Raw genomic sequence first — 12,336 nt, 5'->3', positions numbered from 1 at the left:
TTTTAATTCAATCTTTGTCGTGTGTAAAGCAAACTTAAAACAGGTACAAATCCTGCTTAAGTTTGCTAATACCTTCTACTCGTGTGAATGATCATGGCCATGCTCATGGTCGTGGTCGTGCTTCTCTTCAGATTTTGTTGCGCTGTCGCAACTATCTTTGGCACATTCAGCCGAGCAACCTTTCTCTTTAACTTCGAAAGTTTCCTGCTGAGGAGTGGCATGCTCGTGTGCTTCATGAACGCTTCCGTCTTCATGAACATGAGTACCTTCTTTTTGCTCTGCTTTTTTGGTTCCACACGATGATAGAATTAAGGCTGATACAGCCAGAATAAATAGTAATTTCTGCATGATTTAAAGATTGAATGTTAGTAAATAGTAAGTTGCAACCATCCTATATTGAATACAATGGTTGTTAATTTCTTAGAAACAAATCATACAGAGACAGGCGGTGCCCTCAACGGGACCGCGAAATTGTAGCCCTCGGGAAACTTAATCGGGCTGTGATCAATATCGTATTTAGGAAGTTCTTTTACTGATACCTGCAACTGAAAAGTATGATTAACAACCAGGTAAGGATGAAAATCAAGTGATTTAGCTGCCACCGGTCGCACATCAAAATGGCAAGCGGCATGCTCCTCATTATTATGCTCATGTGTCAGGTTAGCATCACTATGCTGAATACCGGAGAAATGATGCTGATGAGAGCCATGGCCTTCGTGGTGATGATGCGTGGCATCTTCGTCACAAAACATTGCCACCACATTGGCCCCCAAGTCCATATGATGATGATGGGGTATAACATTATGGGCGAAAACAACACTGTATATCGCCAATAGAAGAAATGCCATATGTGAACGCCACTTATGCATGGTTGCAATTATACAATTTTTTTAACGAGCCTTGTTACATTTTAATAACTTTTTAACAGCAATACTTAGTGAAAGAGTGTATTAAATTTTATTATTCTTAATCAGACAACTGATATTTCAATTAGAAAAGTTTAATTTCGGGATCTAAATTGAAAAACATGGGGCTTTTGCAATCGTTAATCGAACTGGATAAAGAACTTCTTCTATTTTTAAACAGTTTTCACAATGGCTATTGGGACAACTTCTTTTGGATGTTTACCAGTAAAGAAGTATGGTTACCTCTATATTTAGTCATCGCCTATGTGATTTTTAAGAACCATGGTGTACGCGGATTAGTTACCATGCTAGCCATAGCAGTATTAATCGTATTATGCGATCAGATATCAACCAATGTGTTTAAGAACGGAGTTGAACGGTTACGCCCCTCGCACGATGAAGAACTAAAGTACCTGATACACTTAATAAATGGCAAACGGGGTGGTTTATATGGCTTTGTATCATCTCATGCCACAAACTCCTTTGGCTTAGCCATGTTTACATCACTTCTATTCAGAAACAAAGCTTACACCCTATTTATTTTCCTTTGGGCAACGATTAACGCCTATTCACGCATTTACATGGGCGTACACTTCCCTGGCGATATCATTGGAGGATTCTTACTGGGCATTATTCTGGGACGAATTATATATGGCCTTTACCTGAGAGTTATACCACGGTTTGTGGTTATATCGCATCATAACAAACGCCTGTTGAAGTCGGGACTGGCTGAATCATTCGGCACTGATGCCAGGTTGATTTTCTTCACCATCATCATTATGACAGGTACTTTGCTCACAGCAGCCAAGGTGATGCTGAAAATTACAGGTTAGAACCAAAACAGCACTGCGACTCCCAAAACAGCCAATGTCGCTCCTGCCACCTCTTTTAGTGATACTTTTTCTTTAAACAGTAAGATGGCTGGTGGTATAATTAATACGGGCACAATTGACATAATTGTCGAAGCAACACCTGTTGTAGTATATTTGATGGCCAACAGCGAAAATGAAACACCCAGAAATGGACCAAAGAAAGCACCAATGGAAATACGCACCATGGCAGCTCCGTATGTGATTGCTTTAATAACTTTTGGCCAGTGACCCGTAAAGATGAAGAGCACTGCAAAACCAATGGTACCGGCAATAACGCGTATCATAGTGGCCGATGCAGGATCATAATCTCCCATTCCTAATTTACTTAGTACCAGTCCTAACCCCTGGCCTGTTGCACCGCCAAAAGCCAGTAAAACTCCACGAACCGGATACTTAACCTCAATACGTTTGCCTTTGACGGGCTTTCCTAAAATTACCAGTGCAATGCCGGAAATAGTAACCACCATGCCCACTATGTGACTCATCAATAGTTGCTCGCCCAGCAACAACCAGCCAAACAACGCTGCCAAAGGTGGTGATAATGACATAACCAGCATTGAAATACGTGCCCCTACTACTACAAAAGCCTGAAACAGCAACATATCTCCAATTACAAAGCCAACCAAGCCACTTATTGATAACCATATCCATTGATAACTGGTAGCTCCTTCAGGAAAGAAGTAACCAAAACGAATATATTGCAGTGTACCAAGTAGACCGATTGCCATTACCAATCGAATGATATTAACAGACATTGATCCCACCTTTTTACCAGCAGACTCAAATGAAAGTGAGGTAAACGTCCAGCATACAGCTGTAATCAGAGCTGCCAGCTCTCCCAAATGCGATGTAATATATTGATTCATGAAGCTAGTAAAGTTGCAAATGTATATAGTCTGATAATCGTAGCAAATAAAAAAGGAGTGTTATTCACACTCCTTTAATTGATATTATTATCGTGTTGGAATTGGCTTCCGCTCTTCGTCTTTTTTCAACGAGTATTTCAACAAATAAAAACCAAACAGACCAGCCACAATAGAACCAACAAAGATACCTATTTTAGCCTGATTAAGCAGTTCGGCACTCTCCTTGAAGCCAAGGCTGGCAATAAAGATGGACATGGTAAAACCAATACCTCCCAGGAAACCCAGTCCAAGGAATGACATCCATGATGATCTTTTAGGCTTTACAGCAAAGCCCAATCGAACAGCCAACCATGAAAATACCGTGATACCAATACCCTTTCCGGCTACCAGACTAAAGGCTATGGCAAACGATAAAGTTGTAAATACGTCACCGCCTCCATCGCCATGATGCACCAAGGTAACACCCGCGTTTGCCAAAGCAAATATTGGCAGGACGAATAAGCTTATAAAACCATGGAATTGGTGCTCGATATATTGCAATGGACTCTGAACCTTTTTTACACTGTACTCAACATCATTAATGGCGTACAACTGATCATCGGTCAACACACGTTCGTTTTCACTCTTAGGAACCGAATCGAAGCGTGTCAGCCCGGACTTGATGCGTGCCAAAAATTCGTTGATATGTACCTTTGGACGAGCAGGAATGGTAAAGGCAATAAGCACACCGGCAATAGTAGCATGTAAGCCTGAACCCGGACCATCAACACCTGACTGCAAAAACAGGTACCAAATAATAAAGCCTAAGAAAGTGTAGATCTTCAGGTCTTGAATATTTTTTAGATTGGCAACTGTTAATACCAATAACAGAATACCAGCTATCATCAGGTACGTCCAGTTCAAATCGCCACCGTAAAACAGTGCGATAACCAAAACAGCTCCAAGGTCATCAACAATGGCCAATGCGGTCAGAAACACCTTTAAAGCCAGCGGAACGCGTTTTCCCAGAAGGGACAAAATACCTAATGAAAACGCAATATCGGTAGCCATTGGAATACCCCATCCTTTAGAGGCTGTACCTTCAAACCCAAAACTGAAGTATAAGATGATTGGCACCACCATCCCGCCGATAGCAGCAAATATTGGCAATGAAGCCTGCTTAAAAGAACTTAGCTCACCAGCCAAAAACTCACGTTTAATCTCCAAACCAACCACAAAGAAGAAGATGGCCATGAGTCCATCATTAATCCAGTGCGTCAGTCCCATTTCAACAGAAAACAATCCTGATGATATACCAAAAGTACTATGCCAGAAATGGTGGTAGCTGTCATGATCAACATTAGCCCAGATAACGGCTACTGCAGTTGCCATCATTAATAAGGCACTACCATTAGTGAAAAACTTAATAAATTGCTGAAGCGGGTCGCCTAACCTCCGCCTCCCGGTTCCACTTTGAATTTCGTTCATATTGTTCTAATTATTTCCCTGATTTATAATATTGTTCTGCTTGTCTTAATTTTTCAATGGTTCCTACATCGAACCAGGCGTCATCATCAGCTACAGAAAAGCCCCTGATTTGCAAATCCTGTGCCAATTGCAGGTATGCTTTGATGATTGAAAAAACCCGCTCTCCTCCTAATTTATTAAGCAAATGTGGTTCAATCATGTGTATCCCACTAAAGGCCATTTCCTTTAGGTGATCACAAGCCAGCACTTCGATGTGCTCACCTGTTTTGGCATTTCGCCAACCACAAAGTTGCATATCATTATTAAACTGCAGGTAACGTGATGTATTACGGTTCTTTACCATCAAAGTTGCATCATTGCCATTTTGCTGATGCGAATATATGAAACTTTCTAGATTTGTAGATGTGACAATATCTACATTTCTTACTAGTATTGACTTATTTGGAATGAATAAAGATTGGGCTCGCAATAGTCCACCCCCCGTATCCAGCAGTTCATCTGATTCATTGGAAATGAGCACTTCAGTCCACCAATCATTGCTTTCAATGTAATCAATAATTTGGCTTGCAAAATGGTGTACATTCACTACAATGCGTTCAATACTGAGACCCTTTAGACTATTGATGGCATGAGCCAACAAAGGTTGCCCGTTGAAAGGAGCCAGTGCTTTAGGGAGTTGATTGGTAAGAGGTTTCAGACGGGTACCCAGACCCGCCGCAAATATCATGGCATTCACTACTTCTTAATTTTTTTTGGCTTGCACAGGTTTTCCTCTTTTTTAGAGCCTAGCCCACACTTTTTGCATTCGTACTTATGACTGTCTTTAATAATCGGATTTTTCAACTTATCCACATCTTTACATTTCTTCTTTCCCATATCAAAACTATCGCTTCTTCATATCTTGCTCTACGTGTTTTAATTCAACATTTAACTTGTATTTATGTTGAAGATGGGAAGCCAACTGTTCGGCACTATAGACTGAACGATGCTGTCCGCCGGTACATCCGAAATTAACCATCAGGTTTTTAAATCCCCTGGAGATATATTTCTCTACCGACTTATCTACAAGGGAAAACACATCATTCAGAAAATCAGCCATCTCAGGTTCTTTACCGAAAAAAGCAATCACCTCTTCATCTTTGCCTGTTTTATCAGCATATTCAGGATAACGACCGGGATTATGAATAGCACGACAATCGAATACAAAGCCACCTCCGTTACCAGACACATCAACCGGGATACCTCTTTTATAGGAAAAACTGCTAATGCGCACCGTTAACAGAGAGCTACGTTGTCCAATGGTCATGAGCTCCTCCGATTCAGTAACATTGGTAAGAGCTGAAAAAAGCGTAGGCAGTTCAATGCCCAAATCAATCGTCTCCAGCAAATACTTCAGATTATTTATAGCATAAGGTATACTCTTTAGAAAGTGCTCTTTCTTTTCATAAAAGCCCCTGAAACCATAGGCTCCCATGGCCTGCATAATTCTAATTAATACATAACCCTGATAATGTTGTTTAAACTCGTGCTTATCAACCGATATGTGATTACCCAGTTCCTCAACATAAAAATTAAGTAACTCTTCACGAACACTATTCGGCATATCAGCCTTGGCATCAAATAATAATGAAGCCAAATCATACTGCAAGGCACCTTTACGGCCTCCCTGATAATCAATAAACCAAGGCTCATCATCCACCACCATCACATTACGCGACTGGAAATCGCGGTAGAGGAAATAGTCATGATCCACCTCCAATAAAAAGTCGATCAAACGATGATAATCATCTTCCAGCGCTTGCTCATCGAAAGGAATCCGCGCCAGTTTTAAGAAGTAATACTTGAAATAGTGTAAATCCCATAACATCGATTGCTTATCAAATGCCTGCCGTGGATAGCACTTGCTGTAATCAAGCCCTTCGCCACCTTTTACTTGAAAGCAAATAAGCTTCTTAATGGTTTTTTTATAGAAACTTACCAGTTCTTCAGGAAAAGCTTTGCCTTTGCGTATACCTTGCAAAAAACTATAGAGCGTTACATCGCCCAAATCTTCCTGCAGATAGACATGATGATCCATATCAACACCATAAATAGCAGGTACTGGCAGTTGTCTGTTCTTAAAGTGCTTTGAAAACTCCAAAAATGCCTGATTTTCTTTTGCATCGGCATTATAGGCTCCCATGGCTGATTTGGTGCGACCGGCAATCCGGTAGTATTCACGGTAAGAACCCGAAGGAGGTAACATAACAAAAGACCGCGCTTCTTCACCAGCCCATTTCTCAAATAGCCCTATCAATATTGACTTTGTATCTTTTTCCAAGGTGTGTTGTTTTATTAATCTGTTTACAGATAGGCATTAAGCCAAATCAGTACTACCACCACAATTAACGATGGCAACATATTCATTATTCGTATTTGCTTTATTTCTAAAATATTAATTCCCAATCCAACTAACAAAATACCGCCTACAGCCGTTAATTCAGTAATCACATCCTTGCCTATAAAGTCTCCCAACCAATAGGCCAGCAACGTTATACCACCCTGAAAAATAAGGAGAGGCACCACCGACATACTAACTCCTACTCCAAAAACAGAAGCCAGAGCTATGGATGAAAAGCCATCCATAAGTGCCTTAGTCATTAATACCTCTGACCCATTGCCCATACCTTCGTCTATTGCGCCCACAATCGTCATCGATCCTACGCAATAAAGCAAAAACGCTGTTAGCATACCTTCAGCGAACTTTGGATTTTTTAAGCGTAATTTTGTTTTAAGTACTCCTGATAACTCATCAACTTGCTTGTCCAGCGACATCAACTCACCTAAAATGGTACCAATGATGAGACTAAACACTATAATCAATAGCATTTGTCCTTTAACAGCCATACCAACGCCCAAAACAATGGTAAAAAGCCCAATAGCCTGAAAAACAGTTTTCGTCATTTTTTCAGGAATGCGATTTCCTATCAGTATTCCAATGGCGCTTCCTGCCAGCACTGTTAGCACATTTACCAGTGTTCCTCCAAACAGCATTCTATTAGTTTTTCGTGATTAATCCGATAAAAATAAATTAATATCAACTAAATGCGAAATTGTTTTTCATTTCAGCGCATCTATTTTACGTGATGCAATCTCATCGAATATGATAAAACTCAGCTTTTCAAGGCATTTTTTTCTCGCTAATTCTCCTATTTTTGCTAGCAAACCAAATAAATTAGAGAATAATAACCTTTTTAAATCTTTGTTATGACCGACAAGAAAATGACACCTGCAGATTATATTGCTCGTGAAGATAAGTACGGCGCACACAATTACCATCCACTACCAGTTGTACTTGAAAAAGGCGAAGGTATTTACGTGTGGGACGTTGAAGGCAAGCGTTATTTTGACTTTCTTTCAGCCTACTCGGCGGTAAATCAGGGTCACTGCCACCCTAAAATCATTAATGCACTAACTGAACAAGCTCAACAGCTAACACTAACATCAAGAGCATTCTATAGCAGCGTATTAGGTGAGTTTGAAGAGTACATGGCTAAATACTTTGGTTATGATAAAGTATTACCGATGAATACCGGTGCAGAAGCTGATGAAACTGCACTAAAGCTCTGTCGTCGCTGGGGATACGACAAAAAAGGTATTCCTGAGAATCAGGCAAAAATCATCGTTTGTGCCGATAACTTTCATGGCCGTACTATTACAATCATTTCAATGTCAACCGATCCTGATTCGTACAAAGGATTCGGTCCATATACCCCTGGATTTGTAACTGTACCATACAATGACTTGGATGCACTAGCCAAAGAATTAGAAGATCCTAATGTAGCTGGTTTTCTGGTAGAACCTATTCAGGGTGAAGCAGGGGTTTTTGTACCAGATGAAGGCTATCTGAAGAAAGCCTATGAGATGTGTAAGGCTAAAAATGTACTGTTTATTGCTGATGAAGTACAGACTGGTATTGCACGTACAGGTAAATTACTGGCCTGCGATCACGAAGGAGTTAAACCAGATGTACTGATTTTAGGTAAAGCTATTTCGGGTGGTGTATTCCCTGTTTCAGCAGTATTGGCCAATGACGATGTAATGCTGGTAATTAAACCAGGTGAGCATGGCTCAACATATGGCGGAAATCCACTTGGATGTAAAGTGGCCATTGCAGCTCTTGACGTTATTAAAGACGAGAAGCTAGCTGAAAATGCTGAGCGCCTTGGTAAAATTTTCCGTGAAGAAATGCTAAGCATCGAATCCGATATGATAGAGCTGGTACGTGGTAAAGGTTTGTTAAATGCGGTAGCTATCAAGCCTAAAAATGGTAAAACAGCTTGGGATGTATGTGTAGCAATGAAAGAAAACGGACTGATTGCCAAACCTACACACGAGCACATTATACGCTTTGCTCCTCCTTTGGTAATTAACGAAGAACAATTGCGCGAAGCTATTGACATTATTAAAAAAACATTAGCACAGTTTGCTTAAATAGATTATAAAGCCGACCTCCATGGTCGGCTTTTTTCTTGTCAGAAATTCAACTGCTTCCAATTGGCTTTTAATCGTTCGGTTAAAGGCTTGCCCATTCCTTTGACTTCAACGCCTAAGGCTCTCAACTCATCACTAATGCCGTACATATCGGCACAATTAACGCAGGCTTCAACCACAACACCGTTATTCTGCATTATTTTCAATTGTTCTTGCAGCTCTTTATCATTAGCCAGCAACTGTGCAGAAGGTCCCCACACAATCAGGTAAACTTCATCAAACCACTGCATTTTTTTCGCAGCATTAGTATACATAAAACACACCTTCAGTGCCACATCTCTGTCGCCACTGCTCCAAATTATCATTAGCTTGTCTGCTTCCCTCATCTCCTTTTTATTAGCTGTCGTCCCAAATAAAGGTACCGTCATCAAAAACAGTGTAACTATTAAATGCTTCATTTTTTAATTTTTTAATTTAGAACTCAATATCATTGTATTAAACGAAAAACGCAATTATGAATACGGCTGCCTCCTATTTGAATTTATTGCAACAACAACTTTCTAAAATTGACGACCGTGAGTTTGATTTGATCTCCTGGAAGAAAGCAACAATTCTTTTAACAGCCTCGTGCTTTGGCAGCAATTCGCCACAGGTAGCGGCGCTTGACAAAATAGATTATGCTTACAGCAGCTGGGCGTTGAGAGACGAATCAGGCACCACAGATCCGGTCAAAACAGATTGCAAAACAACACTGTCCACAATCATTGAGGAACTAAAAATAAAGCTGGAATCATCAACAGAATTGAGTAACGCAGGAGATTTAAACAATCTTAGCTTTTTGTGGTTACCCTTTGAAGATGAATTAACCGGCGCCTCATTAAAGCGGTTAAAAGCTTTAATAACAAAAGCCAATGTATCAGAAGACGAAGTTCAAATGTTTCTAAAGGATCTGCCCAACCAAACTCTCATCAATATTATCCAGCAGATGCTCATGTCCAAAGAGTTTAAACAATGGATAACACAGTAGAACCAATACTTATAGCGCGACCTATGATTTCATACGCCTTTATTAATGATATACTTCACGTTTCCATCGATGGCCCTTCTACAATTTATGACTTGTATGATTTTCTGGATGAGTTAGGCAGTCTGCATACTTTACCCGATGAATTAAAGGTGTTTTATGATCTAAGAAATGCATCCATTGACTTAAGGTTAGATGAAATAAGCCTGCTATCGAAAAAAGCAGAGGAAAAAACTTTGCAATGCAAATCTGTTAAAACAGCTTTTTGCGTGCAGGATCCTAAAGTTACCGCCTATGCCATGCTATTTTCGTGGCTGCCGGAGAACTCAAAAATAAAACGTGAACAATTCTCCACCAAAGAGGCAGCTTTAAAATGGCTTAATACTGATTAGGTGGTCGTTAACGATTCTTAATACAAAAAACTCTAAAAAACTTAATCTCATTATTAACTTTGTCCAAATTTTTTTGACAAGCTTAAGTTAATATGAAGATTTCTGGAAAAGAAGGAAAGCAGCTGAACGAATACCTTGTACTCACCTACAGATTGCTGTTAATAATGGCATTCTATAGTGCGTTTCGTATTCTTTTTTACCTTTTCAATACTGAACTGTTTCCTAATATCACTTTCAGTGGCTTTTTAACCATTATGAAAGGCGGGCTGTTGTTCGATTTAAGTGCCATGCTATACTTAAACGGGCTGTATGCCTTACTGTTTTTACTACCTCTTCCGTTTAAGTTTCATAAAGGCTACCAGATTTTCTTAAAAACCTTATTCGTGCTGATTAACAGCATTGGCCTGGCACTTAACAGCATCGACCTGATTTATTATCGATTCATTCTGAAACGTACCACCTACAATGTGATTAACATACTGGAAAACGAAACAAACATGACCAAACTATGGGGCCAGTTCGTCATCGATTACTGGTATGTGGCCATTATTTTCATCGCTTCAGTATTTTTATTAGCCAAAAGTTATTCATTCATTAAGCCAAGAGCCTTTAAGTTTTCGAATCGCTGGTTTTATCCGGCCCTATCTGTCATAGCCCTTACTGTATTTACTGGTTTTTCGATTGTGGGCATGCGTGGCGGCTACCGTCATTCAACCCGGCCAATTAACATGGCTAATGCCGGCAAATACGTTAATACACCTGACGAAATGTCTATTGTGCTGAACACCCCATTTTGTATGATTCGCACCTGGGGTAAAAAGAGCTTTACAGCCTACGATTATTTTGAAACAAAGGAGGAGTTAAACGAAGCATTCAACCCGGTTGTTTTAACCGATAGCATTACTGACAAACCGAAGAAGAACATTGTTATTTTCATTCTGGAAAGCTTTAACAGAGAGTTTCTGGGTTCATTCAATCCTGAACTTGACAATGGGTCCTACAAAGGTTATACGCCATTTCTTGATTCTTTAGCTCAGCATGCACTGATTTTTCCGAATACCTATGCCAACGGCCGCAAGTCAATTGATGCAATGCCATCGGTACTGGCCAGCATACCAGCCCTGGTATTGCCATACGTTGTATCTGAATATTCATCCAACCACATTAATGGCTTACCTTACTTATTAAAGAAGGATGGTTATAACAGTGCCTTTTTCCATGGAGCACCCAACGGTTCAATGGGATTTGACTCTTTTGCTAATGTGGCTAAGTTTGATGCCTACAAGGGCATGACTGAATTTAACAACGATGATGAATTCGATGGCATGTGGGGCATTTGGGATGAACCATTCTTCCAGTTTTTTGCCAATGAGATGAATAAGATGCAGGAACCTTTTATGACCTCTCTCTTTTCATTATCATCGCACCACCCGTTTAAAGTACCCGAGCAATATACCGATGTATTCCCCAAAGGTACATTACCAGTGCATCAAGGTATTGGCTACACCGATAATGCATTGAGAAAGTTTTTTGAAAGTGCTAAACAGATGCCGTGGTATAACAATACACTATTTGTTATCACGGCTGACCATAGCACACAGGCACATTATGATATTTCGCAAACCAGCGTTAATAAGTTCCAGATTCCGCTGATATTGTATAGCCCGGGCGACAGCACGTTAAGAGGCGTTAACAACGAACTGGCACAACAGATTGACATTATGCCAACGGTACTTAACTACATTGGTTTCAATAAAGAGCCTTATATAGCGTTTGGAAAAGACTTATTGCATCCTGAGAACGACAGATTTGCCATTAACTATACCAACAACAGCTATCAGATGGTGCATGGAGACTACGTACTGCATTACGATGGTGAGAACCTCATTAGTGCCTTTAATATTGCAGAAGATCCATACTTAAAGCACAATCTTAAAAATACTGATAGCGGCTACAAAAACAGCTTACCATTATTAAAAGGAATCATTCAGCAATACAACAACCGAATGATTGAAGACAGGCTGATCGTAGAGTAAGTTGATATCATTCATCTCACTGATATACAAGTATCTGCTTTCTTTTTCGCAAGGCCGTTTTATAGCGAAACAAACTTCCCTCAGCGATTATAGCATAATCGATTGGTAGCCCAAGTCGAATCCTGCCTGCGGGAGTTGGTCATGAGTCGGTGGAGTTGTCATTGGAATGAGCAGGGCTTCCTCTACAAAGAGGCAGCGGATTATCTCATAAAAAACATTCATGACACACGGAAACACCAACAGGTATGAAAGAAAACTTGCTTCGCATCTCAAGATGTGTAGCAAGTCGTTGAGACTTTCA

General features: G+C 40.1%; 13 protein-coding genes. 5 read left to right on the top strand and 8 right to left on the bottom strand.

The window, feature by feature from the left end; all coding sequences use genetic code 11:
- Positions 1-75: 75 nt before the first annotated feature.
- Entirely contained in the window at positions 76-348 is a 273-nt protein-coding gene (locus KEM09_RS17800) for a hypothetical protein (protein WP_212230340.1), read from the bottom strand.
- A gap of 83 nt (positions 349-431) precedes the next feature.
- Positions 432-869, bottom strand: coding sequence for a hypothetical protein (locus tag KEM09_RS17795; RefSeq protein WP_212230338.1), 438 nt, complete (start codon positions 867-869; stop codon positions 432-434).
- A 158-nt stretch (positions 870-1,027) separates the two neighbouring features.
- Here KEM09_RS17795 and KEM09_RS17790 point away from each other — a divergent pair, with 158 nt between their 5' ends.
- Positions 1,028-1,738: a phosphatase PAP2 family protein gene (locus KEM09_RS17790; protein ID WP_244825090.1), complete on the top strand. Its 711-nt coding sequence runs from the start codon at positions 1,028-1,030 to the stop codon at positions 1,736-1,738.
- Here KEM09_RS17790 and KEM09_RS17785 read toward each other — a convergent pair.
- The 5 genes from KEM09_RS17785 to KEM09_RS17765 all read right to left on the bottom strand — a co-directional run bounded on the left by KEM09_RS17785 (position 1,735) and on the right by KEM09_RS17765 (position 7,143).
- The gene (locus tag KEM09_RS17785) at positions 1,735-2,643 is read right to left on the bottom strand and encodes a DMT family transporter (RefSeq protein ID WP_212230336.1); all 909 of its coding nucleotides are present in this window, start codon (positions 2,641-2,643) and stop codon (positions 1,735-1,737) included. The genes KEM09_RS17790 and KEM09_RS17785 overlap by 4 nt on opposite strands.
- Positions 2,644-2,730: 87 nt before the next feature.
- A complete protein-coding gene (gene nhaA, locus KEM09_RS17780; protein ID WP_212230334.1) occupies positions 2,731-4,110 on the bottom strand; it encodes a Na+/H+ antiporter NhaA in 1,380 nt (459 codons plus the stop codon).
- Positions 4,111-4,120: 10 nt separating this feature from the next.
- Positions 4,121-4,837, bottom strand: coding sequence for a nucleotidyltransferase family protein (locus KEM09_RS17775; RefSeq protein ID WP_244825097.1), 717 nt, complete (start codon positions 4,835-4,837; stop codon positions 4,121-4,123).
- 156 nt (positions 4,838-4,993) lie between these two features.
- Positions 4,994-6,430 (bottom strand): RapZ C-terminal domain-containing protein, encoded by a 1,437-nt coding sequence (locus KEM09_RS17770; RefSeq protein ID WP_244825089.1) that lies wholly within the window; start codon positions 6,428-6,430, stop codon positions 4,994-4,996.
- Positions 6,431-6,453: 23 nt separating this feature from the next.
- Entirely contained in the window at positions 6,454-7,143 is a 690-nt protein-coding gene (locus KEM09_RS17765) for a DUF554 domain-containing protein (RefSeq protein WP_212230330.1), read from the bottom strand.
- Between the two features lie 213 nt (positions 7,144-7,356).
- Between KEM09_RS17765 and rocD the strand changes: the two genes are divergently transcribed.
- Positions 7,357-8,583, top strand: coding sequence for an ornithine--oxo-acid transaminase (rocD, locus tag KEM09_RS17760; RefSeq protein ID WP_280516755.1), 1,227 nt, complete (start codon positions 7,357-7,359; stop codon positions 8,581-8,583).
- A 41-nt stretch (positions 8,584-8,624) separates the two neighbouring features.
- On the opposite strand, the gene KEM09_RS17755 is transcribed toward rocD, so the two are convergent.
- Positions 8,625-9,041, bottom strand: coding sequence for a DsrE family protein (locus KEM09_RS17755; RefSeq protein WP_244825088.1), 417 nt, complete (start codon positions 9,039-9,041; stop codon positions 8,625-8,627).
- A 56-nt stretch (positions 9,042-9,097) separates the two neighbouring features.
- Between KEM09_RS17755 and KEM09_RS17750 the strand changes: the two genes are divergently transcribed.
- The 3 genes from KEM09_RS17750 (at position 9,098) to KEM09_RS17740 (ending at position 12,035) form a co-directional block, all read left to right on the top strand.
- On the top strand, positions 9,098-9,610 hold the full coding sequence (locus KEM09_RS17750; RefSeq protein WP_212230328.1) for a hypothetical protein: 513 nt from the start codon (positions 9,098-9,100) through the stop codon (positions 9,608-9,610).
- Positions 9,595-9,999 carry a hypothetical protein gene (locus tag KEM09_RS17745; protein ID WP_212230326.1) on the top strand — a complete coding sequence of 135 codons (405 nt, stop codon included), beginning with the start codon at positions 9,595-9,597 and terminating at the stop codon, positions 9,997-9,999. The genes KEM09_RS17750 and KEM09_RS17745 overlap by 16 nt, the downstream gene beginning before the upstream one ends.
- 92 nt (positions 10,000-10,091) lie before the next feature.
- Positions 10,092-12,035: an LTA synthase family protein gene (locus tag KEM09_RS17740; protein ID WP_212230324.1), complete on the top strand. Its 1,944-nt coding sequence runs from the start codon at positions 10,092-10,094 to the stop codon at positions 12,033-12,035.
- Positions 12,036-12,336 lie beyond the last annotated feature (301 nt).

This window comes from Carboxylicivirga mesophila, from assembly GCF_018271975.1.
GTDB lineage: Bacteria > Bacteroidota > Bacteroidia > Bacteroidales > Marinilabiliaceae > Carboxylicivirga > Carboxylicivirga mesophila.
This window is presented reverse-complemented; position numbering and strand designations above follow the sequence as displayed.